Below are 23,439 nucleotides of genomic sequence, written 5' to 3' on the forward strand. Positions count from 1 at the left end.
GCAACGCTTCCTCCCTGCTCTTTGGCATATGCATTGCGTGCATCGCTATACAAGTGGGAATAGTAATGGGGTTACAAATGTTTAGCCCCGATGGGGCTGTTCACGGGATAGCTGAAAGAGATTCCTCGACTAGCTCGGAATGACAATACCCCTAGCATCCTTACGCCCTTTGTCATGCTGAGCTAGCCGAGCATCGCTATATCTTTAATCCTTGTTGTTTTTTTGGAAACCGATCTTTGCTATGCTCTTCAGTTGCGATGTAACGCTTTCCCCTTACTCCTTGGATAATGTATTGCGTGCATCGCTATACAAGTGGGAATAGTAATGGGGTTACAAATGTTTAGCCCCGATGGGGCTGTTCACGGGATAGCTGAAAGAGATTCCTCGACTAGCTCGGAATGACAATACCCCTAGCATCCTTACGCCCTTTGTCATGCTGAGATTGTCGAAGCATCTCTTTACCCTTAATCCTTGTTGTTTTTTTATAAACCGCTCTTTGCTATGCTCTTCAGTTGCGATGTAATGCTTCCTCCCTGCTCTTTGGCATATGCATTGCGTGCATCGCTATACAAGTGGGAATAGTAATGGGGTTACAAATGTTTAGCCCCGATGGGGCTGTTCACGGGATAGCTGAAAGAGATTCCTCGACTAGCTCGGAATGACAATACCCCTAGCATCCTTACGCCCTTTGTCATGCTGAGCTAGTCGAAGCATCTCTTTACCCTTAATCCTTTTTGTTTTTTTGGAAACCGCTCTTTGCTATGCTCTTCAGGTGCGATGCAATTTTTCCACCTTGCTCTTTGGAAAAGTTGTTGCGTGCATCGCTTTAGAGCAGGAGTAGCCATGGAGTTACAAATGTTTCGCCCCGATGGGGCTGTTCACGGGATAGCTGAAAGAGATTCCTCGACTAGCTCGGAATGACAATACCCCTAGCATCCTTACGCCCTTTGTCATGCTGAGCTAGTCGAAGCATCTCTTTACCCTTAATCCTTTTTGTTTTTTTGGAAACCGCTCTTTGCTATGCTCTTCAGGTGCGATGCAATTTTTCCACCTTGCTCTTTGGAAAAGTTGTTGCGTGCATCGCTTTAGAGCAGGAGTAGCCATGGAGTTACAAATGTTTCGCCCCTACGGGGCTGGGAACGGCGTTCGTTGTTCGTGGAATTGATCTCACCCCCGCCCCTCTCCTGATAGGAGAGGGGAGCGCTGTTAAAGTCTCCCCTTTCAGGGGAGATTTAGAGGGGTCATCTTGGTTGAATATGGAAAACAACCTCACCCCAGCCCTTTTCCCTGAGAGGGAATGGAGCAGAAAAAGCAGGAAGTTGCATAAATGCATGACCCGGCAATGGGTCGGGGGTGGAACGTGGCGGTGGGTATAGTAAGCGATACCACATGAGTCACGCCACAGGCGTGGCGAATAGTATCGCGTGGCAGTTCCACCCACGGGGCACCCATCGGGTCGGGGCTTTTCAGCCTTGATCTTCTTTGGTTCTTTCTTGTATCAAGACAAGAAAGAACGTGAAAATCGCTCTTCGCAATACTTTTATATTGCGATGCAACGATTCGGTTTTGCTCTTTGGAAAGTCCTAGCGTGCATCGCTTTTGTTTTAGGATTACCTATTGGGTTACAAATGTTCCGCCCCTACGGGGCTGGATGCGGTCTTCATTGCCCGTTGTTCCTGAAGCTATTGTCATGTTGAGCTAAGCGAAACATCTCATGGGATTGAATAGAGATCCTTCGCTCCCCGCTAGGGCGGGGCAGGCCGCTCAGGATGACAGGCATGTATATTTTTGTTAACTAATCGACATTGAATTGAGATCCATCAAATCGCTCAGAAAAAAAGAGTTTCGCGTTGTTATTGCTGAAGAATTTCTGAATTGTTTTTACATTTGTACTAATTTTACTCTTTTACAGCGTTTAATGTAATTAAAAGCAGCAAAGCAGTTTTAGGTAAAGGAGATCGGCAAAGGTCAAAAACACTAAACATTCATCTTAAACTTATCCATTATGTATTTTGAGCCAATACCGTATTTTTACGACCCTATAGATAGGATTGCTATAATAGTAAAACCCAAAAAAACCTTTTTTGATTGGTTGAACTCCGTGTTACCAGAAGATGAACCAATTACAACTAAGGACGACAACAATGTCTACCTAATAAGGGAAATGGATGATAATGAAACAGTACTAAAATGGGTTAAGAGAAACTATGATAAAATTTTTATAAATGAGCTTAACGATTGGTATACTGACGAAGAAGGATGGCCTAAAAATAGGACATATAAAATGTTTGCAGAATGGTTTGATATAGAAATATGCTCCATGGTATTAGACCTTGAAGATTTTCCAGTGAATAAGGGTTAGCCCTCGCATAAACAGATAACCGTATAAGCCATTTGACAACTTCTCTTAATTTAGTTAACTTTGCTCTATGAATCCGATAGAGAGAAATATTGATATAATTAGAGACTTGTGTTTAAAACGCAAAGTCAAAAGGTTATTTGTATTTGGTTCCGTATTGACTAATAGATTTAAAAAGAATAGCGATATTGACCTGGTAGTAGATTTTCAAGACGTAGATCTTTATGAATACGCTGACAATTACTTTGACTTAAAAGAATCGTTAGAAAAACTACTTAATCGCAATGTGGATTTGCTAGAGGAAAAAGCCATAAAAAATCCGTATTTAAAGCAAACCATTGATTCATCAAAGCAACTAATTTATGGATAGTGAAATTAAAACTTGGCTCTACGATATTCTACAATCCATTAAAGAGATTGAAAGTTACTTTGAAGACAGACCAAAGAAATTCGATGAATATATTAACGACATTAGAACAAAACGAGCTATTGAAAGAAATATTGAAATTATTGGATAAGCCGCTAATAGAATAGTTAAACGTGATAGAAATTTCCATTTGGAGAATATCCAAAAAATCATTGGAACACGAAACAGAATTGCACATGGCTACGATAAAATATCTGACGATTTAATTTGGAGTATCGTAATTTATCACTTGCCAAAGCTGAAAGAAGAAATTAAATCAAAACTTGAGAAATAAAACTCTTATGCACGCTGATATGTAATCCGTGCGTAATTTCCAGTTCGGCTAGGGCTGTAAAAGGCAATTTACAGAAAACGTACGGATGCGGCTCCCGCAGAGTACGGCGAAACAAGTTCTGCCGCCATTAAAATATCGGTGGCAGGCTTCGCCTGTTTTTTTTAATTTAAGGTAAGCTTGCAGATCCAGCAAGAATAGTTTAGGCATAGGCAGAGCCTGAACCTAAGGCTAGGGATTTTAAGCATTCTATTTTCTATACCATTACAAAGGTTTAACCGCTACGCGGTAATTGAAAATACCAAGTACAAGTTTTTTACAAGTTCTTAAAAACTTTAGCCGCACTCCTGAAGTATATATTTATCTGCTCAATTTTCCTCTAACTTCCTCTAACTCCTTCATATTCTCAATTCTTCTTTTAACTTTTCACTTTTCTCCTTTAACTTCCTCTAACTTCATCATATTCTGATTATTCCGACTCATTCCGACTCATTCCCCTAAAGTTAGCCCGGTAGAATTAGTTAATACAAGGAACTTAGGATTAATACTTTTCACTTTTCCCGTATCTATCGCAAAACTCAAAAATTAATTTTTTTAGCTGTTCAATATCTAAGGGTTTTGTGATATAGGCATCGAACACCTCCCTGATCTTTTCAATATCGTCAAGGGTAGCATAAGCAGTTTGGGCTATTACGGGTAGAGTAGGTTTTAGCTCTTTAATGAGCTTAGTGGCCGATACTCCGTTGAGTTCCGGCATTTTAATATCCATGAGTACCAGGCAGATTGAATCTTCGTTTTGGCAAAGCTCTACAGCTTTGCGGCCATTATCGGCGTGTAGGAGCTGAAAGTCAAAATCTTTTAGCACCGCTTTTAGCAGCTTGAAACTATTTATATCGTCCTCGGCCACAAGAATTGTTTTCATTTCGGAGATGTTCGTTTGTGATTGGATACTAATACCTTTACTCTCTTTACTGGTTATTGGGTGATATGGTAGTGTAAAGTAAAAGATTGCCCCTTGCCCTAGCTCTGATTCAACCCATATAGCACCGCCCATTAAGTTTAAAAAGCCCTTACAAATTGATAAACCCAATCCGGTTCCCCCATACTCAGCATGGATATTTTCATCGGCCTGGGTAAAGCGTTCAAAAATCACATCTTGCTTTTTACCTTCAATTCCTATGCCAGTATCCTTGACATAGAATTCCAGGTTGCTGCTTTTAAGCCTATAACCAAATTCAATAGTGCCATTATGGGTAAACTTCACTGCATTTAAAAGCAAGTGGTGTAGCACTTGCCTAAGCTTTAGGTCATCGACAAAAATTTCATCCTCTTTATCGGAAAACGCCTTGTAAACCCTCAATTCAACAGGTTTATTGGTAAGTTTTGCAGAAAAAGTTTGGTAAAGCTCATCGAGCAGGGTATTCAGGTGTATGTTAGTGTTGGTTATTCGTTCCTGTCCGGTTTCAATGGATGAAATTGTTATGATATCGTTGATGATTGAAACTAATTGCTTGCTTGAATCCTGTATGATTTGAATGAACTTTTTTGATTCGTCGGTTGAGATATCAATGTTATTGAGCATTTGCGAGAAACCATAAATTGCGTTTAAGGGTGTTCGCACTTCGTGACTAAGGTTATGAAGAAATGCTGTTTTGAGTCTGCTGGCCTCCTCGGCTTTCTCCTTAGCTCTGGTAAGCATCAGGTTGCTCTCACGTAACGCTTCGGATGTTGCGAAAAGCTCCTCGTTGGTTGCCCGTAGCTCCTCTTCGGATGTTTGCAGCTCATAGTACATTTTTTGGAGTTCACGCTCTTTCTGTTCAGCAATTTCCTTAGCTAATATGAGCCGATGCTCGTACCTTAGCCTGTCGAAAATGTTGTAAATCAAATAGGAAATAAGTATCAAGCCAGCAATTAAAAGGCCAAGGGCAATGTTATGGAGGGAAATTGAACGTAGAGTGGCCTCACGCTTATCCAATTGAACCATTATTGACCACTGGGTGTCGCTCTTACCAATACGAATGGGGTAGAATGTTCTAAAAACCTCACTTTTAGTAAAGCTACAAACGGTTTCATAGTTCTGCTCCAGCCCCGATTTCACGATGTACCTGGCAAGGGTATCGTTAGTCCCAGCAAGCGAGAAAATATTTTTGCCAATGAATGCGGTGTCCGGATGAGTAACAATTTCGCCATCGGATGAAATTAACGACAGGTGACCTTTGGTTTGTAGTTTAATCTCCGATAATTTTCTTTGCAAATAGTTAAGGTCGAGGTCAATACCATAAACTCCACAGAACCTGTTGTTGATTATTATTGGTACTACAATTGATGTTTCGTAGAATTCAATTGGGTGTCCCTGATACTGATATAGGTATGGCTCTAAAACCATCTCGCTATTCCTCTCTTTGGGAACAGTATAGTAAAACTCATTGTAATCTTCGGGTTCAGTGTACTCAAACACAATGCTATCGGCCATGCGGAAAAAAGTAACCGATAGATGTCCATCCCTGTCGTAGGGTGGGGTGTTTCGGTATTGCTTATCCTTTCCATCGAATACGTTTGGCTCCCACATAGTCCAAACCGCTAAAAAATCGGGGTTATCCTTTGTGTAACTATGTATAAGACTCACAATCTCCGACCTGTCGGCTTTTTTTTCGTACAAAACCTTTGTTTGCTTTACCAGCGAACGGGCGGAGTGTATGGCATTGATGAAATACGATTCAACCTGACTTGCAGCATTTTTGGATTGCTGAATGGCAATCCACTTGGAGTCGTTGTAAATAAATCTACGTTGGCGAACACCAATGGTATAGTAAAGGAAAATAAAGATTATGGCAGTTAGAACCGCCGCCGAAACAGATAGAATGAAGTTGGACCGGTAATAGTTCCTTTTCATGATAGATTGTGAAAATAAGTATTGTTTAGGGTTTAGGGATTATCTTTTCTATACTTTTCCCTTTTGCCAATTCATCAACCAGCTTGTCCAGGTAGCGTATTTTTTGGGTTAGTGGATTCTTGATTTCCTCTACCTTTATTCCGCAGACCTTTCCAGTTATTAATCCCGCATTGGGGTTGATTGTTGCAAGCCGGAAAAACTCCTCAAAGGTTACATTTTGCTCAATGAGACTTTCCAGCGTAGCAGTGTCAAAACCTGTAAGCCATTTAATGATAAGGTTTAGCTCCTCGCGAGTTCGCCCTTTCCTTTCAATCTTGGCAAGGTAAAGGGGGTAAACCCTTGCAAATGACATGCTTGCAATTTTGCTGTCGGAATCCATTTCCTTTACAATGGTATTTGTATAACTTGCTAAATATATGGTGATAGTAATGCTTTTCAAAATAAAATTTGAACTTTTTTGTTTTTTTATCCTTTGGAGTGATTGGTTGTGTTATGTGTTGATAATGAGAGGTATGAATACTTTATGTTGATGTTTATTTGTCGGTATTTAGTAGTAATAGTGATAGTGAATTTGTAGCTTTTTGTTTACATAGCAGATGTATTCTGAATTTCAAATTGGTTTGCTTAATTGTTAGTTATGCCATTTGGGAATTCATTAGTATTAATGAATTTGATAAATTTTCGAAATTTATTGACGAATATCTATTAAACCCAAGTGTCACGAATTTAAAGGAATGATTCGGAATGATTCGGAATGATTCGGTATAGTCGGAATACAATGGAGTTAGAAGAAGTTAAAGGAATAGTAAAAAGTGAACAGTTAAACCAAAATTCTTTCAGTGAAAAATAATGTTGGTGAATCGACTTACAAAAGTCCCTTCATTCCAAAATTTCGGAATGAAGGGATTTAATAAGCTGGTGAGAGTGCTTATTATCGACTATTCTTGGTTAAAAAGCCCCATCAGGGGGCTTTTAGGGATGGGTTTTAGTTATCCTTTAGAACGTATTCATCGTATTCCAGCTCAAAACGTAGCTTATGGCGCGATTCTTCCTGTGCCAGCTGCTTGAATAGTTCCTTGTACTCAGTTTTATCAACTTTTTCAGAAAGGGCAAGGTATAGCTTAAAGGCCGCCTTTTCGCGTTTCATGGCCAGAACAAGTGCCTGCTCGTAGGTCATGTCGTCGCGCTCGGAGTCGAGCACAACGTAATCGGCAATCTTTAGGTCAACCACTTTCTCGGATGGGAGGGTAATAACTCCCTCTTCCTTTATCTTGGCAAGTCGTGCCTTATGCATCATTTCCTCGCGGGCAAACTGTTCAAATGTATGCCGCATATCGTTGTTCCGTGCTTTTTCGGCCAACCGGTTGTAAAAATCAACCGCATCCTGTTCACGGGCTATGGCAAAGTCCAAAATATCATTAATGTTGGAAAACTCTTTCATGGCTATGGGTTTTTGCGTTAATCAATTTGTTTTCAAATTCAACATCAAAGTTGTGCATCAAATAGCTGCAACCTGCATGGAATTGAAGGTGTTGCCCCTCGCTGGAGGTTTGTGTAAACTGTAGATGTTTGCCGGATTCAGTCTGCGGCAGAAGCGATAGTATTTCGGTTTGGATATCGTAAATATCGGTTGGGCTATTCACCCCAAACCCATTCAGCAGCTTGGTAAGTAAATCGGCAGTTGTTAACTCAACCTTAGGTTTTACACCTACCTCAAACTGTTGGATGGTATGGTTGGTGTTGGTGAACGAACCTCCACTCTCAAACCAAAGCGAAGCAGGAAGGACTATATCGGCAATTTGGGCTGTTTCAGTTAAAAACGCATCGATTACCACCTTAAATCTTACTTTTTGTAAGTAATCCTTCACGGCTGCTTTATGCTTGGCAGTTCCAATTGGGTCTTCGCCAACAATGAGAATATTTGATAAACTTCCTTTTTCCAAAAGTTCAACCAGGTTGTATTTTTTGCTCGGTAGACTTTCAACTCCCCATTTTCTCTTGAGTTTGTCGGCAAATTCCTGGTTAGTAATATCCTGTAAGCCTAATCCCCAATTGGGGTTTAAACCCATGTCCGATAGCCCATGTGAATTATTCTTGGGTTTCAAAGCTATCAAGCCGCCAGCTGTTTTGCCCAATTTGCCTGTAATCAGCATTAAGTTCATAATTTCAGCAGCGGTATTATCGGAAACCTCGGCTTCGGCAAAAATCAAAAGTGCGCCATAATCGTTATTGAATTCATTGGCAAAACGCTCAATAACACTCCGTTCGCAACCAGCCTGTTCGCAAAGGTTTGCGTAATCTTCCAGTAGTAAATTTGCGCTGTAAGCGCCAAAACCTTCACAGTGGTCGCCAATAAACACCATATTTTGCTTGTTACCACTTAGTAGGTAATGGTTAACCGCTTTAATGAAATGGTAGTATGAGTCTACCTTTATGAACTCTTTTGACCTATTGGACAGGTTCGATTCTTCCTTGGCAATTACGGTCACCGGTTTTTTCGATGCGTTTACCATGTAACCAGCCACGGCGTTGTATCGGTTTATTCGAGTTGCAAATAGGTAGATATGGTTGGCTTTGCTTATATCGCCAAACATTGAATTCTGGGTACTGTCATAAGTAAATCCGTTACCTGTGCCAAGGTAATGGAAACTACCAACATTATTGGTTTTTGCGCCAGCCCGAGCAAGTTTCTGGACTAGGTATTGCTCCTCGTTGGTTAAAATTGCACCAGCAAAAAAGGCGTTCGCATCGGGGGCTACGGATTTAATCTTCTGGGTGATAATATCGAATGCCTCTTGGTAGCTGATTTCAACAAATTTGTCACCCTCTTTTTTTAGTGGCTTGGTTAAACGGTTGATGCTATTGAACTCCCTGTATCCAAACTTACCGTACATACATAGGTTTGCATCGGTGTTCACTTGCCCATTAGCACCTGTTACACGCATTAGGTATCCGCTCTTATGGTGGAAGGTAAGCGTACAGCCCACAGAGCAGTATCCACAAATGGTTTCGAACTTATCGGTTTTAACGGGTCCGGGCTTAAAAGGTACATTCTCAGTGATAGCTCCTGTAGGGCAAGCAGAAATACACAACCCGCACGATTCGCAAGTGGTGTCGGCCAGGTTATCGCCAAAGGCGGGTGCTACAAATGTGTCGAATCCACGCTTAACAAGCGTAAGGGCGTTGGCTCCAACAATTTCCTTGCAAACGCGGACGCACCTTGAGCAAAGTATACACTTGTTATTATCAATTTCGATGAAAGGGTGGGTGAAGTTAACATCAAACTCCTTATGGTCGCCCATGAATCGGAGTTGGTCGGCCTGATAGGTATCGGCGTGGCGTTTTAGGTCGCACTCAAAGTATTCAACGCATCCACATTCTAAGCAGCGAGTAGTTTCGTGCATGGCTTGTTCATGGGTATAGCCAAGCTCAACTTCCTTGAAGTTGACACGCTGGTTTGCTTCCATTACGGGCATTTCCTCGCGTAACTGTTTTTGGTAACGGGTTACAAAATCGTTGCTGGACAGCTTGCGGAAATTATCCTTCTTGCTAAGGAATTCCTTGCGGGGTGGAACAACGGGCTGTCCAGTAAGGTACAAGTGGCAGCTATGCGAGGCAAGTTTAGCCTGCGCTATTGCCTCGATAATGGTTGCAGGGCCGGTTACGCCATCGCCTGCAGCAAAAACCGATGGTATGCCTGTTTGGAGGGTTTGCCTATCAGCCTCAATATCGCCCCATTTGGTAACCTTCAGTTCACCATGCCGGGAGTGTTTGTTGATATCATCGAGGAAATCAACCTCGGTTTTTTGGCCAATGGCCGCCAGGATATAGTCGAACTCCATTTCAAACTCTGAGCCCTCAACCGGAACAGGGCGTCGACGCCCTGATGCATCGGGTTCGCCAAGCTCCATGCGGATAAGAGTCATCGATTTTACCTTGCCATCGGCGGTTTTGTTTACCCTAACCGGTGCGGTTAGGAACATGTACTTTACACCCTCGAGTTTTGACTCGTGTATTTCTATTGGGTTGGCAGGCATTTCGGCCTCAGTTCGGCGATAGATAACGGTTACATCGGTGCTACCGCATCGGATTGAGGTTCTGCAACAGTCCATTGCTGTGTTACCACCGCCAACAACGGCAATGCGTTTACCTTTGAAGTCGTAACGCTGACCGGTAACCTCCATGTTGCGTAGGAAATCGATACCGGAAAAAACTCCATCGGCATCATCGCCTTCAGCGCCAAGTAGTTGGCCCCTTTGGGAGCCAATGGTTAGTATGGTTGCATCATAGTTCTTGGCTATTGTTTTGTAGCTTAAATTCTTGCCAAGGCGCTGGTTGTAAAAGATTTTTACACCAAGCTCGGTAATGGTTGACACCTCTTTGTCCAGTATATCGTTGGGTAAACGATACTCCGGTATTCCATACCGGAGCCATCCCCCTGCGTGGGGTTGGGCTTCATATATGTCGCACTGATGACCTTTCTGCTGAAGGAAGTATGCTGCCGACAGCCCACCGGGACCAGCCCCAATAATTGCCACCTTTTTTCCTGTGGAGGGGGCAATGGTTGGTTTGTAGTGGTGCTCCGATTCCATATCGCGGTCGGCCGCAAAGCGTTTTAGGTAATCGATACCAACCCCGTTGCCCTCATCCATGTAATTCCTACGACATGCAGCCTCACAAGGCCGAACGCATACTCTACCGCAGATTGCAGGTAGGGGGTTAACCTGTTTGATTAAACCAATGGCCTCACTGTAAAGTCCTTTCTCAATCAGCGAGATATAGCCCTGAACATCAACACCAGCCGGGCAGCGTTCGCGACAGGGCGCAACACAGTCGGCGTAGTGGTTGCTCATTATTAGGTCGAGCGCTGTCTTTCGCGCCTTATAAACCCTCTCGTTGTCAGTGTTTATTTTCATGCCTTCGGCAACCCTGGTGGAGCATGAGGGCTGGAGATTCCGTTGACCCTCAATTTCAACCACGCAAACATAGCACGAAGAGTAGGGCTCAAGCCTTGGGTCGTTGCAAAGGGTAGGAATTTCGATGCCATGACGGCGGGCAACATCAAGAATATACTCGCCTTTGCTTGCGGTTATATTTTTACCGTTTAGAACTATATTGACCAATTCGCTCATTTCAAATCAATTTAATGCGTTTAATCATCAACGTTTGGTTAACTTTTGGTAATAGCATCGAAACGGCAGCTGTTGTAGCAATCGCCGCATTTAATGCAAATATCCTGATTAATGTGGTGAACTTTTTTCCGTTCGCCATCAATGGCTTTAACCGGGCATTTTACGGCACAAACGGTACATCCGGTACACTTGTTGGGGTCAATCTCATAGGTAAGTAGTTTCTTGCAGCTGTGGGCTGGGCATTTCTTATCGCGGATGTGAGCCTCATACTCGTGCCGGAAATACTTGATTGTGGTAAGTACAGGGTTAGGTGCTGTTTGACCCAAGCCGCACAGAGAACTCTCCCTTACCTGCAGGGCTAATTCCTCAAGTTTTTCAATATCGCCTTCCTGGCCTTCGCCCTCGGTGATGCGGGTGAGAATCTCCAGCATTCGTTTGGTGCCAATGCGGCAGAAGGTACACTTGCCGCACGACTCCTTTTGGGTGAAATCAAGGAAAAACCTTGCCACATCAACCATGCAGGTGGTTTCGTCCATCACTACCATGCCGCCAGAACCCATGATGGCTCCGGTTGCGGTAACCTGTTCATAATCGACCTGAATGTCGATAAGATGCTCGGGAATACAACCGCCCGAAGGGCCTCCAAGCTGAACAGCCTTGAACTTTTTATCGTTTTGTATGCCACCGCCAAGCTTGTAGATAATATCGCGCAGCGGCGTTCCCATGGGTACTTCAACAAGTCCGCCGTGTTTTATTTTGCCTGTTAGGGCAAATACCTTAGTTCCCTTGCTCTTTTCGGTGCCATACTTATTATACGACTCGGCTCCGTTTGCAACAATGTAAGGTACATTGGCGTAGGTCTCCACGTTGTTTATATTCGATGGTTTTTGCCAAAGACCTTTCTCAGCAGGGAAAGGAGGACGTTTTGATGGCATACCCCTTTTCCCTTCAATGGAAGCCATAAGGGCTGTTTCCTCGCCGCAAACAAAAGCTCCGGCACCCTCCTTAATGTAGATATCGAAATTGAAACCTTTGATTCCCATGATGTTTTTACCCAGGTAGCCATGCTCACGAGCCTGAGCCAAAGCAATATTTAGCCTTTTAATGGCCAATGGATACTCTGCACGGCAGTAAATTACCCCCTCGGTGGCGCCTATAGCGTATGCGCCAATTATCATCCCTTCAAGCACTGCATGGGGGTCGCCTTCGAGCAGTGAACGATCCATGAATGCGCCTGGGTCGCCCTCATCGGCGTTGCAAATGATGTACTTCTCTTCCGATTGATTGGCGCGGGCAAAGCGCCATTTCATGCCGGTTGGAAAACCTCCACCACCACGGCCACGTAGGCCTGAGTCAATAATGGTTTGAATGATTTGCTCAGGCGAAAGGGCTTCGTTTGCAATCTTTCTTAATGCCTGATAACCACCTCGTGCCTCGTATTCGTGGATATTCTCGGGGTCAATATAACCACAATTCCTCAGCGCAATCTTGACCTGGCCGTCAAAATACGATTGATCAGGAGTGGGGAATAAATCGGTTTTTACCACATACTCCTTAATGGGATTGTGTCCCAAAACGTGTTGCTGTATAATTTCAATGGCCTTGTCCTCATCAACATCTCCATAAATCATTGATCCATTCTCATCTACCACCTCAACAAGTGGTTCGCGAAAACACATGCCAATACAGCTGGTTTTTGCCAGCTCAAAGTCCAAATTATCGGCTTCCTTTAGAGCTTTTAACCTATTGTAAACCTTGTTGGCTCCGGCTGCAATTCCGCAACTACCTAAGCCAACAATAACTTTTGTTTCAGCCATTTTTATTATGCGTTATATTGTTTTTAAAGGTTGATGTAACTTGTAGGTTACTCACCTTTATCTTGAGTTTCCTTTATCTTAATGTCCTTAACTATTTTCACAGCTGAGCTACCGGTAAGCTTTCCGTAGGTTTCTTCATCAATCATCATTACCGGTGCAAGCGAACAGCATCCTAAGCAGGCTACTGTTTCGAGCGTAAATAGCTTATCGGGTGTGGTTTCACCGTCGTTTACCTTAAGGGCCTCTTTCAGGGCTGTTGAAATGGCATCGGCGCCCTGAACGTGGCATGCAGTGCCATGGCAAACCTTAATGATATGCTTACCAACCGGCGATAGGCGAAATTGTGCGTAGAATGTAGCCACACCATACATATCGCTCAGGGTTAAGCCGGTTTCATGGGCAATTAGTTCAAAGGCAGAGCGGGGAATATAGCCGTAAATGGACTGCACCCCTTGTAGCAATGGGATTAAATTTCCTTTTTTCCCCTTATACTTTTTGATAAGTGGCTCAATCAGCGCTAAATCGACTTCATCGGCAGGAATGCTACTTGCTGGTTTTGTGAGTATACGTTGAACTCGCATGGTTAAGAATGATTAGAAATTCAATGTTTTAGGTTGATATGAAAACATATTGATTACTCAATACAAAAAAAAGACTTTTTTGGTTTGATTGTTATATTCATGGGCAATAAAAGGGGATGTTTTTCAAAGCGAAAAACGGAGCACAAGGCAATGGGCCTCATGCTCCGTTTGTTACAAAACTATAAGTTAGCGCAAATAGTTTTCATCTCAAATCAATTAAACTACACCCTGAGCAATCATGGCATCGGCAACTTTAACAAAACCACCGATGTTAGCGCCATCAACGTAGTTGATAAATCCATCCTCCTTGGTTCCGTATTTACGGCATGTTTCATGGATGTTTATCATGATTTGGTGCAGGCGTTGATCAACCTCCTCGCGTGTCCATGACATGCGAAGCGAGTTTTGCGACATCTCAAGCCCCGAGGTGGCTACACCACCAGCATTGGCGGCTTTACCCGGGCCGTAAAGAATTTTGGCGTTTAGGAAAACATCCACAGCCTCGGGGGTTGAAGGCATGTTGGCTCCTTCCGATACACAGAAGCAACCGTTACGAACAAGCGTTCTTGCCTCCTCGCCGTTAATTTCGTTCTGAGTGGCCGATGGCAATGCAATATCGCATTTAATACCCCATGGGCGTTCTGCTGGGAAGTAGTCGCAGCCATACTTTTCGGCATACTCCTTAATACGGCCGCGTTTCTCGTTCTTCAGCCACATCACAAATTTTAGTTTCTCATTGTCAATTCCCTTAGGATCGTAGATAAATCCATCGGAATCGGAAAGGGTAACAACCTTGCCTCCAAGTTCGTTAACCTTTTCAACGGTATACTGGGCAACATTGCCTGAACCCGAAACAGCAACAATTTTATCCTTAAAGCTTTCGCCGCGGGTTTTAAGCATTTCCTGTGCAAAGTAAACGTTGCCGTAACCGGTAGCCTCAGGGCGAATGAGTGAACCGCCCCACTTTAAACCCTTGCCTGTGAGCACACCGGTAAACTCATTCACTATGCGCTTGTACTGGCCAAACAGGTAGCCAATCTCACGTCCACCTACGCCGATATCACCTGCAGGTACGTCGGTGTCGGGGCCAATGTGGCGGTATAGCTCGGTCATAAAGCTTTGGCAGAAACGCATTACTTCCTTGTCGCTCTTCCCCTTGGGGTCGAAATCGGAGCCACCCTTGCCGCCACCCATTGGTAACGATGTTAGGCTATTCTTGAAAACCTGCTCAAATGCTAAAAACTTCAGAATACTCAAATTTACCGTGGGGTGGAAACGCAATCCGCCCTTGTAGGGGCCAATGGCGCTGTTCATCTCAATACGGTAACCCCGGTTAACCTGAATGTTGCCCTTGTCGTCAATCCAGGGAACCCTAAAAATTACTATTCGCTCTGGTTCGGTGATGCGCTCAAGGATTTTTTCATCCTGGTAAATTGGATTCTCATCAATGTAGGGCATTATGCTCTCAATTACCTCGCGGGCAGCCTGATGGAACTCGGGCTCATTAGGGTTGCGGGCAATTAAGCCTGCCATAAAGTTGTTCACTTTTTCCTGTAAAGCAACGTTTTTCATATTGTATTAGTTTGGTTGGTTAAACATGAAAATCTGAACGGAAAATTAAGACCTTTTTTAAGCGATGTAAATAGATGTGATTAAAAAACAGCGAATTACGGAAGTGTCTTCTACGTGAAACACGGAGGCCGATTACGAGTATTTCTTATTTTGCCTAAATAATTTGACTTTATTGCCTGGTATACCTAAATTACAGGTTGAATTTGAAGGATAAAGGCTAAAACGTGAATCGTGAACCGTGAACCGTTAAACGGGATAGAACGATATGCAATACCACCTGTTTTTACGAAGGATAAAGGTTCGAGGTTCGAGGTTAAAAGTTCAAGGATAAAGGATAAAGAATAAAGGATAAAGTGTAAAGGGTAAAGGATAAAAATAAAAGTTGGATACGATGAATAACAGCAAGCCAAATCCCGAGGAGTTTTACCGCCTTCTTGCTCAAAGCAAGGAACGGTTAAAGGAGTTGAATGCCATCAATAGCGTTATCAATATTACCAAGGAAAACAGGCCAATTCCTGAGACCCTCCACAGGGTTTGTTTTGTTTTACCCGATGCCTGGCAGTATCCGGAACACACTGTTGCCCGAATAAAATACGGGCAATATGAGTTCCAAACCTTTGGATTTAAGGAAACCCCATGGTGCCAACGTCAGGGTTTTGAAAGCATCGACGGTGTTTTTGGGGCAATTGAGATTTTTTATACCAAACAGTTCCCCGATGAGTTTGAAGGGCCTTTCCTGAAGGAAGAACGCGACCTGCTTAATAATATTGCCAACATTATTGAAGGTTACATCAACAGTATAAAGGGTCGCGATGTTTTAAAGGAAAAAACACAGGCCAAACGTAAGCCCGAGTTTGCTGAACCCCAAAGCAAAAGGCTGCTGCAACGGTTTATAAACCAGCATAATGCCGATAGGGATATTTACCACGACCTGATGCCCTTTAAGGTTCACGAAATATTGCTTATCTCCACCCTTTACGATGCATACAGCATTGAGCGTGAGGATAGGCTAACCGATAACATACTTGGCGAGTATTCCAAGTTGAGCCTCTCAAGCGTGCCTCGTATTACAGGGGTATCAACACTCGACGAAGCCCTGGAGAAGCTCGAGGAGCGATACTTTAACCTTATCATTATCATGATGGGGGCCGATACGGTTACCCCCTTACGTATGGCTTCACGTATTAAGGGCGAGTACAAGCACATTCCCCTATACCTGCTTGTTAACAACAGCATTATTGTTAATGAGATTGAGAAAAACCCCAACACCATTGAGGGGGTCGATAGAATTTTTGTATGGAATGGCGAGCCCAAGATATTTTTCTCAATGATAAAGCTGCTTGAGGACCGCGCCAATATTGAAAACGATACCCGAATAGCCTTAACGCGCGTTATTTTGCTGGTTGAGGATTCCCCAAAATACTACTCGCGATACCTGCCACTACTGTATGGCTCGGTGTTAGACCAAACCAAGCGGGTTATTGAGGACGTAAGCACCGATGATCTTTACAAGGTGCTGCGTATCCGAATTCGTCCAAAAATTCTTTTGGCTGGCACATACGAGGAGGCCATTGACCTTTTCACCCGTTACAAGGATTACATGCTTTGCATGATTTCCGATGTAAAGTTTTTCCGCGATGGAAGACTCGACGAAAATGCCGGTGTCCGGTTGGTTGAGCATGCCCGTAAGATGCTCCCCGATTTGCCAATAATCCTTCAATCGTTCGAAAAATCGAACGAGGCCATTGCCCATAAGCTAAAAGTTGCTTTTCTGGACAAAAACTCGGAGAGTTTGCTCAACGATATTAAAAGTTTTTTGAGCAACTATCTTGGTTTTGGCGATTTTGTTTTTAAGGACGAGGCTGGGAATCCCATTGCCATTGCAACAACCATGGAGGAGTTTGAACGCGCGCTGCGTATCATACCCGATGATAGCTTACTTTACCATGCCCAAAAAAACCACTTCTCCATGTGGCTCTCGGCACGAGGCGAGATACAGGTGGCCCGTATCATCCACCCGTCAAAGATTGACGATTTTTCCGGCCCAGCCGAGATCCGGGAGTACCTGCTTAGCACCCTGAAAAAATACCGCCAGGAGAAGCGACGGGGAAAGATTGTAGGTTTTGATACCAACTGGGAGGTTGATTCCAGCAATATTGTTAGCCTTGCCGATGGTTCGGTTGGGGGCAAAGGTCGAGGGCTTGCTTTTATCAATACCCTGCTCTACACCTTCGATATTTCGCAGTATACGCCCAATATCAACCTGCTTACACCCCGAACTTCAATAATTGGCACCAACGAGTTTGAGTGCTTCATGGCACGCAATGGGCTATACGATAAGGTGTTTGCATGCAAAAGCTTTGAGGAGCTGCAAAGGCATTTTATAAAGGCCGAGCTATCGGATCAGCTAAAGCTTAGGCTCGACAGGCTCTTGCAGATTTACTACAGGCCGCTGGCTGTGCGTTCATCGGGTATGCTTGAGGATTCAATCATGCAGCCCTTTGCCGGGGTATTTGAAACCTACCTTATCCCAAATGCTCATCCTGACAGGAGCGTCAGGCTACAGCGCCTGATGAATGCCATTAAGCTGGTTTACGCATCGGTATTTTCCCCAACGGCAAGGGCTTATATTAAAGCCATGAACCTTAGGGTAGAGGATGAGAAAATGGCCGTTATCATTCAGGAGGTTGTGGGCAATAAGTTTGAGAACTACTACTATCCACACATCAGTGGGGTAGCCCAATCGCATAACTACTACCCGTTTGGGCATATCAACCCCGACGATGGATTTGCCAACATTGCCATAGGTTTGGGGAAACACGTGGTGGAGGGAGGCCGCTCATACCGGTTTTGCCCAAAATACCCAACGTTGGTCAACTATACCATGGAGGACCTGATAAAAAATTCACAGGTCGATTTTCTGGCAGTTGACCTCAGTAAGTGCGATTACGACTTGCTAACCGGCGATGAAGCAGGACTTGCCCGCCTCGACCTATACGATGCCGAGCGGCATGGTACGCTTAAGCATTGCGCTTCGGTTTACAGCTCCGAAAACTCTTCGCTCATTCCGGGTATAGGGCAATCGGGGCCAAGGGTGGTAAACTTTGCCAATATCCTAAAGTATAACTACGTACCCCTTTCCCAAACTATAGATGTTATACTCGATATTGTTGAGGAAGCTCTTGGGGCTCCCTGCGAGATTGAGTTTGCTGTTGACCTTAACCGCGACGCTAACTTTAGGTCATCGTTCTTCCTGCTTCAGATTAAGCCGCTAATGGCAAGCGCTCAGGAATATAGGCTCGATATTAACACTATTGATCGCGCTGAAGCCATTTTGCTCTCCAATAATGCAATGGGGAATGGACACCTGACAAATATTGAGGATATTGTATATATCCGCCGCGAGGCATTCAATAAGGCAATGACTTTGGAAATGGCTAGTGAGGTGGAATGGCTCAACAATACACTTGAGGACGAAGGGCGTAAGTATATCCTTATAGGGCCAGGTCGATGGGGAACTCGCGACAGGTGGATAGGTATTCCGGTTGCCTGGTCGCAAATTTGCAATGCCAAGGTCATTGTGGAGACCAGCTTTGAGGATTTCCCTCTCGATGCCTCGTACGGCTCACACTTCTTTCACAACGTTATCTCAATGAATGTGGGCTACTGCTCTGTCCCCAATGGCGACTCGTTCTCCCGTATCGATTGGGAACTGCTCGATAGCCTACCTGCGGTTAATGAAACAACATTTTTCCGCCATGTGCGATTCTCCAAGCCGTTAGATGTGAAGATGGATGGAACTCAACGGTTAATAGTAGTGACAACAGGGAGTTAGTCGTTACTTTCCTGCTGTTTTTCGGTTTAAATTGGTTGTATGTCGTCATAAATGAATCGACGATATTGACTTAATAGTTATTTTGTTAAATTGCATAAATTCAAGCAACTAAACAACCTAAACATAAACAAAACCATGAGAAAAACAAAATTTTATCTGATTCTATTGTTGGTGTTTACACAATTTGCATGCACCAAAGAAAATGAAAACATGGTACAAGACGACAACATTGCTCTTGAACCACTTTCACAGCAACAAATCAATGCCATAATTGACAAGGAATTGATGGAAAAAGGTTCTTTTAATTGGAGTCAGGTTGATGCTTTTGTACTTTGGAGTGCTCTACAGCATGGGCAAGGTATTTTGACTGTAGGGTATGCTGATACGCCTTATTCCGAAACAAAGGATGCTAAGGTAATTGAAGCTAAAAACGAGATTATTAATATTGCAGAAAGCATTGAAAGCGATGGCATGCTTAATGCCAAGTCGGATGCCGACACGTTTGTGATTCATGACCCCAAAATATTAAATTATATCGACCTAAGGGTTAATAAAATGGAAACCGTATTGGCTTTAAAGTACAATCCAAATGTACGCTACCTTGAGCCTTCGGGCTATCGTTATTTTTACGATAACGAGGGGGCAAAGAGTTCTTCGGGATGCGATAAGACACCATCGACAATTAACAGTGCCGATTACCTAGTCGTAGAACCAAACACTCAGGTTTCTTGGACATTCTATAAGCATAATATCCCTCAGGCATGGAGTTATAGCACTGGCAAGGGAATTACGGTTGGGCTAATTGATACAGGCGTTTCGCCTGACCAGCCTTTACTGGGAAGTAGTTTTAACCAAGGGTACTCATCAGGGCGTTTTATACAGAAGTATGGTACTTTCGTAAACTCTATCTGGCCTTGGGAAACCAAAACCGATGGCCCCGACGATAAATGTAGCCACGGTACATCTATGGCTGCTACAATTGCTGCTCCACGAAATAACATAGGGATGCCAGTTGGTGTGGCTTATAATTGCAACTTGGTATCCTACAGAGGTACAGGAGATGTAATAATTGATGGTTATCACGAAAAACGTGGTGTATCTCAAGCTCTTACGGAATTGGCTAATCGATCTGATGTTAAGATAATTTCGATGTCTATAGGTCATATTTTCACTATTGGCAATGTAAGTGATGCGGTAAAATATGCGTATTCTAAAGGGAAACTAATTATTGCAGCCGGTGGTACATCAACCTCATTCACTAATTGGGCAGGTGTGATTTTTCCAGCGAATATGGATGAAACTGTCGCTGTTACAGGTATTACCGATGGTGTTGGTTACACTGAATGCGAGGTTTGCCATAAAGGTAGTAAGATTGATTTTACTGTAATTATGCAGCGTTCCAATGATAGTAATAGAACCTCGGTTTGCTTAGGTTATTATGAAGGTACTCGGTCATATGTTGGTGGTTCTTCTGTTTCAACTGCTACTACTGCTGGAATTGCAGCCCTTATATGGGCAAGGAATCCTACCTGGTCGCGTGATCAAGTATTAAATAAAATGAAGCAGTCAGCTTCGTTTTACCCTAATCGACATCCCGACTTTGGTTGGGGTTCAATTAACGCGCTTGTGGCTGTTCAGTAAAAACCAAACCCCTGCAAATGCAGGGGTTTTTGCTTTACCGTATAATGTTTCCAAACTTTATTCCAAAGTAAACTGTTCGTGGCGATGTGGGGCCGTAAATGTACGATGGATCCCTATCAATACCCACATCAAAATCCTTTTGGTAGGAGTTGAAAATATTCTTTACCCCACCGAATAGCTGAAGCGTTTTACCCTCGAGCTTGATGTTATAGGTTAGCTTTACCCCTACATCATAAAAGTCAGGAGTTGAGCGGAGTTCCCCTACATCGGGATTGGTGTTTGGCCCAAAGTAGGGAGCAAGCATTGGGCCTGTATATGTGCCCGATACCGATAGGCATAAATCCCTTACAAAGTCCCAGTCGAGCATTAGGTAGCCATATTGCCTGGGAGTACGAAAGAACTCACGCGTGTTAAACTCCTGGGGGGTATCGTAAAGCGATTCCTGTAGGGTAAAACCCGCGGTAAGTGAAAAGTCCTTAAACGATTTGATTTTGGTTTCAAGGTTTATCCCCTTAACCGCTGCACCATCGGTGGCATTGCGACGGGTGTAAATTACCGTTCCGTTTTCGTCGGGTGCGCCTATCTCGTTATAGAATGGATTTTGTAGTCGTGTATAAAATATCTCAGCCAAAAAACCGATAAAAAAGTTCCCCATTTCCCGGTTTGCATCAGCTGAGAACATAAAGCTGTGGCTGGTTTCCTGCCGTAGGTTTGGGTCGTTCCTGTTGATTACCTGACGGGCACCGGAGGTTTCCACATGCAAGTCTTCATCAAAGATCTGTGGAGCACGGTAGCCCTGTGAGTAGGATACTCTGGTCTGTATCCACGGAAGCGCATTGTACATAATGCTCAGCCGTGGCACAAGCACCAATCCTTTTTTTATTCCATTTTCCGGATGGGCAAAATCTTCAATGCGGTACTGTTCAGCCCTCAAACCAACCGAAGTTTTCCATTTCCCAATCCCCATGTCGTGCTGGGCAAAAATTCCCGATGTCAAAAGTGATTGGTCCGAAACGGTTGTGTTTTTAACCTGCGGGAAACTTACTCCTAACGTATCGCCCGTTATTGGGTCAATATCAAAGATGGGGCTGTTTAAATCGCGGTAAGCCAGCTTGGTGTCGTTAAGGTTGCTGCCGGTAAGTTCAACTCCAGCGGTCAGGGTCGATAGCCCAATAATGGCCTTGTACTGTGCCCCGGTGTTATAGGTAAAATCGAATGAGTTACCGTAGCTGCTCAGCGACTGGTTTGCCCCATAGTATGAGTCGCGGTTCAGGTACTGTGCCGAGGCAAAGATCGAGAGTAAGTCGAATTGCCTGAAGTAACGCTCAAAGATTAGCGAACCTGCACGCATGTCGTGCTTAACAGCTTCGGCTACATCGCGTTCGTGCAACGGGTAATCCTGCTTGTTTCCACCATCGCGTTTCTCCCGAATAGTGAAAATGTCGGCGCTAATTTTACCTCTCTCGCCAATGCGTTGCCAGAATCGGGTGCCAAGGCTTACGTTGCTCATGGGAGCAAGTTCCGAGTAACCATCGCCATTGGCATCGAACATGTTCCTGTCGCGAGTAAACCCGTAAATGGTTATGCCTGTACGGTTGTTTGTAGCAACAAATGTGTTGTTAAAGTTAACGGTATAGTCGCTTATAGGCCCGTTTGAACGTGCCATCCCAGTTCCAATCAGCGAACCCGATGCCCCAACCTCATAGGAGTTTATGCTGGCATCTTTTAAAATGATGTTTATTGTTCCGGCTATAGCATTGCTTCCGTAAAGCACCGATCCACCCCCACGCACAACCTCAACACGATCAATCATGTTTGCAGGGAGCAGTTCCAGCCCGTAAACGCCTGCCAGCCCGCTAAAAATTGGCCGACTATTGATGAGTATTTGGCTGTAGGGGCCCTCCATGCCATTCATGCGCACCTGGTTGAACCCGCAGTTCTGGCAATCGTTCTCAAGCCTTAGGCCTGGCATAAAGTTTAGGGCCTCACCAACCACAACCGATTGTGTTGAAGCGAAAAGTGCAGGTGCAATGGTGTTTACCATTACTGGGGCTTGGGTACGCTTAAGCATACCTCTGTCGGCCGAAACTACAACCTCATCAAGGTGTAAGAGGTCCTCCTGCAATTCAATTTCCACGGTTTTCCTGTCGGTTTCATCAATATCAATCTTGATTTCGGCGGTTTTAAACCCCACTGCGCTAACAGTAATGGTATAAGTTCCCTTTTTCAGGTCGCAAAGTGCGAAGCTACCCGCTTCGTCGGTTACAGTCCCTATTGTAGTGCCTTTAACAATGACATTTGCAAAGGGTAGGGCTTTACCATTGCTTATAACTGTTCCGTTTAACTTGCAAACTTCCGATAGTTCATTTGCCCTTAGTGCGATATGATTGATGTATATGAATACCAATAGTATTGGTAAATACTTTTTCATGCTGAAAAAAATTAACGAAGTTAATGCTGATTTGATCTCTATAACCATGCAAGCCGATGCATTGCTAGCATCAGCATAGAAACCCATATGGTTTCAGGTTTACTGATGGTTTTACATTGTGGTTATTTATACAAACGGGGGTGCCCTATTAGGCTTAAACTGTAATGCTACTTGAAGGTGGTGTACTGCTGTTTTTAGGTGTATTCGGGTAACAGCAATTTCGGGATTAGAAACCAGGCTTTGTGAGCTTTCCTCGAATTGTTTTGCCTGGGCAAGCAATACAATTTCCGATAAGGTATGCTTATGGTTTTTAACGGGCTGCTTATCGGATTGTGTATCGTATGGGTGTGAGTGGACTACCAATTGCCCGTTAATTCGGTGAACGTGGCTGTAGCTGCTGTAAATAAGAATATTCCCCAGGGCTATAATCGCCAGGAATATCGATACAAGCAGTCTTCTAGTAATTTTCACCATCACAAT

Annotated in this window: 16 protein-coding genes; 6 read left to right on the top strand and 10 right to left on the bottom strand. The window is 43.8% G+C overall.

Annotated features, from left to right (window positions below; genetic code table 11):
• Nucleotides 1-1,269: 1,269 nt before the first annotated feature.
• Nucleotides 1,270-1,452: a hypothetical protein gene (locus tag WHS63_RS02485; RefSeq protein WP_445203742.1), complete on the bottom strand. Its 183-nt coding sequence runs from the start codon at nt 1,450-1,452 to the stop codon at nt 1,270-1,272.
• Between the two features lie 553 nt (nt 1,453-2,005).
• Between WHS63_RS02485 and WHS63_RS02490 the strand changes: the two genes are divergently transcribed.
• From WHS63_RS02490 to WHS63_RS02505, 4 genes are all read left to right on the top strand, one after another.
• Nucleotides 2,006-2,362 (top strand): hypothetical protein, encoded by a 357-nt coding sequence (locus tag WHS63_RS02490; protein ID WP_445203743.1) that lies wholly within the window; start codon nt 2,006-2,008, stop codon nt 2,360-2,362.
• A 67-nt stretch (nt 2,363-2,429) separates the two neighbouring features.
• Entirely contained in the window at nt 2,430-2,729 is a 300-nt protein-coding gene (locus tag WHS63_RS02495) for a nucleotidyltransferase family protein (RefSeq protein ID WP_445203744.1), read from the top strand.
• Nucleotides 2,722-2,877, top strand: a complete 156-nt coding sequence (locus WHS63_RS02500; protein WP_445203745.1) for a hypothetical protein — start codon at nt 2,722-2,724, stop codon at nt 2,875-2,877. The genes WHS63_RS02495 and WHS63_RS02500 overlap by 8 nt, the downstream gene beginning before the upstream one ends.
• Before the next feature lie 39 nt (nt 2,878-2,916).
• Nucleotides 2,917-3,060: a HepT-like ribonuclease domain-containing protein gene (locus tag WHS63_RS02505; protein ID WP_445203746.1), complete on the top strand. Its 144-nt coding sequence runs from the start codon at nt 2,917-2,919 to the stop codon at nt 3,058-3,060.
• Nucleotides 3,061-3,598: 538 nt separating this feature from the next.
• On the opposite strand, the gene WHS63_RS02510 is transcribed toward WHS63_RS02505, so the two are convergent.
• The 7 genes from WHS63_RS02510 to gdhA form a co-directional block, all read right to left on the bottom strand.
• Nucleotides 3,599-5,950, bottom strand: a complete 2,352-nt coding sequence (locus WHS63_RS02510; protein WP_445203747.1) for an ATP-binding protein — start codon at nt 5,948-5,950, stop codon at nt 3,599-3,601.
• A 25-nt stretch (nt 5,951-5,975) separates the two neighbouring features.
• The gene (locus tag WHS63_RS02515; protein WP_445203748.1) at nt 5,976-6,389 is read right to left on the bottom strand and encodes a DUF2200 domain-containing protein; all 414 of its coding nucleotides are present in this window, start codon (nt 6,387-6,389) and stop codon (nt 5,976-5,978) included.
• A 546-nt stretch (nt 6,390-6,935) separates the two neighbouring features.
• Nucleotides 6,936-7,391: a ferritin family protein gene (locus WHS63_RS02520; protein WP_445203749.1), complete on the bottom strand. Its 456-nt coding sequence runs from the start codon at nt 7,389-7,391 to the stop codon at nt 6,936-6,938.
• A complete protein-coding gene (locus tag WHS63_RS02525) occupies nt 7,369-11,082 on the bottom strand; it encodes an FAD-dependent oxidoreductase (protein ID WP_445203750.1) in 3,714 nt (1,237 codons plus the stop codon). Before WHS63_RS02525 ends, WHS63_RS02520 begins: the two co-directional genes overlap by 23 nt.
• Before the next feature lie 38 nt (nt 11,083-11,120).
• Nucleotides 11,121-12,899, bottom strand: coding sequence for an NADH-ubiquinone oxidoreductase-F iron-sulfur binding region domain-containing protein (locus WHS63_RS02530; protein WP_445203751.1), 1,779 nt, complete (start codon nt 12,897-12,899; stop codon nt 11,121-11,123).
• Nucleotides 12,900-12,946: 47 nt separating this feature from the next.
• A complete protein-coding gene (nuoE, locus tag WHS63_RS02535; protein WP_445203752.1) occupies nt 12,947-13,480 on the bottom strand; it encodes an NADH-quinone oxidoreductase subunit NuoE in 534 nt (177 codons plus the stop codon).
• A 216-nt stretch (nt 13,481-13,696) separates the two neighbouring features.
• Entirely contained in the window at nt 13,697-15,052 is a 1,356-nt protein-coding gene (gene gdhA / locus WHS63_RS02540; RefSeq protein WP_445203753.1) for an NADP-specific glutamate dehydrogenase, read from the bottom strand.
• Between the two features lie 391 nt (nt 15,053-15,443).
• On the opposite strand from gdhA, the gene WHS63_RS02545 reads away from it, so the two are divergent.
• The gene (locus WHS63_RS02545) at nt 15,444-18,887 is read left to right on the top strand and encodes a PEP/pyruvate-binding domain-containing protein (RefSeq protein WP_445203754.1); all 3,444 of its coding nucleotides are present in this window, start codon (nt 15,444-15,446) and stop codon (nt 18,885-18,887) included.
• Between the two features lie 210 nt (nt 18,888-19,097).
• Nucleotides 19,098-20,528, top strand: coding sequence for a S8 family peptidase (locus WHS63_RS02550; protein WP_445203755.1), 1,431 nt, complete (start codon nt 19,098-19,100; stop codon nt 20,526-20,528).
• 34 nt (nt 20,529-20,562) lie between these two features.
• On the opposite strand, the gene WHS63_RS02555 is transcribed toward WHS63_RS02550, so the two are convergent.
• Together WHS63_RS02555 and WHS63_RS02560 are read right to left on the bottom strand one after the other, a co-directional pair.
• On the bottom strand, nt 20,563-23,046 hold the full coding sequence (locus WHS63_RS02555; RefSeq protein ID WP_445203756.1) for a TonB-dependent receptor: 2,484 nt from the start codon (nt 23,044-23,046) through the stop codon (nt 20,563-20,565).
• A gap of 39 nt (nt 23,047-23,085) precedes the next feature.
• Nucleotides 23,086-23,433 carry a hypothetical protein gene (locus tag WHS63_RS02560; RefSeq protein ID WP_445203757.1) on the bottom strand — a complete coding sequence of 116 codons (348 nt, stop codon included), beginning with the start codon at nt 23,431-23,433 and terminating at the stop codon, nt 23,086-23,088.
• Between the last annotated feature and the right edge of the window lie 6 nt (nt 23,434-23,439).

The organism is Tenuifilum sp. (genome assembly GCF_037481895.1).
Classification (GTDB): Bacteria; Bacteroidota; Bacteroidia; order Bacteroidales; family Tenuifilaceae; genus Tenuifilum; species Tenuifilum osseticum.

Bases quoted from the DNA above. Each gene is read 5' to 3' on its own strand.
- nuoE (WP_445203752.1), bottom strand. From the start codon at position 13,480: ATGCGAGTTCAACGTATACTCACAAAACCAGCAAGTAGCATTCCTGCC.
- WHS63_RS02520 (WP_445203749.1), bottom strand. From the start codon at position 7,391: ATGAAAGAGTTTTCCAACATTAATGATATTTTGGACTTTGCCATAGCC.
- gdhA (WP_445203753.1), bottom strand. From the start codon at position 15,052: ATGAAAAACGTTGCTTTACAGGAAAAAGTGAACAACTTTATGGCAGGC.
- WHS63_RS02490 (WP_445203743.1), top strand. From the start codon at position 2,006: ATGTATTTTGAGCCAATACCGTATTTTTACGACCCTATAGATAGGATT.
- WHS63_RS02495 (WP_445203744.1), top strand. From the start codon at position 2,430: ATGAATCCGATAGAGAGAAATATTGATATAATTAGAGACTTGTGTTTA.
- WHS63_RS02500 (WP_445203745.1), top strand. From the start codon at position 2,722: ATGGATAGTGAAATTAAAACTTGGCTCTACGATATTCTACAATCCATT.
- WHS63_RS02485 (WP_445203742.1), bottom strand. From the start codon at position 1,452: ATGGGTGCCCCGTGGGTGGAACTGCCACGCGATACTATTCGCCACGCC.
- WHS63_RS02560 (WP_445203757.1), bottom strand. From the start codon at position 23,433: ATGGTGAAAATTACTAGAAGACTGCTTGTATCGATATTCCTGGCGATT.
- WHS63_RS02525 (WP_445203750.1), bottom strand. From the start codon at position 11,082: ATGAGCGAATTGGTCAATATAGTTCTAAACGGTAAAAATATAACCGCA.
- WHS63_RS02550 (WP_445203755.1), top strand. From the start codon at position 19,098: ATGGTACAAGACGACAACATTGCTCTTGAACCACTTTCACAGCAACAA.
- WHS63_RS02510 (WP_445203747.1), bottom strand. From the start codon at position 5,950: ATGAAAAGGAACTATTACCGGTCCAACTTCATTCTATCTGTTTCGGCG.
- WHS63_RS02555 (WP_445203756.1), bottom strand. From the start codon at position 23,046: ATGGGTTTCTATGCTGATGCTAGCAATGCATCGGCTTGCATGGTTATA.
- WHS63_RS02545 (WP_445203754.1), top strand. From the start codon at position 15,444: ATGAATAACAGCAAGCCAAATCCCGAGGAGTTTTACCGCCTTCTTGCT.
- WHS63_RS02530 (WP_445203751.1), bottom strand. From the start codon at position 12,899: ATGGCTGAAACAAAAGTTATTGTTGGCTTAGGTAGTTGCGGAATTGCA.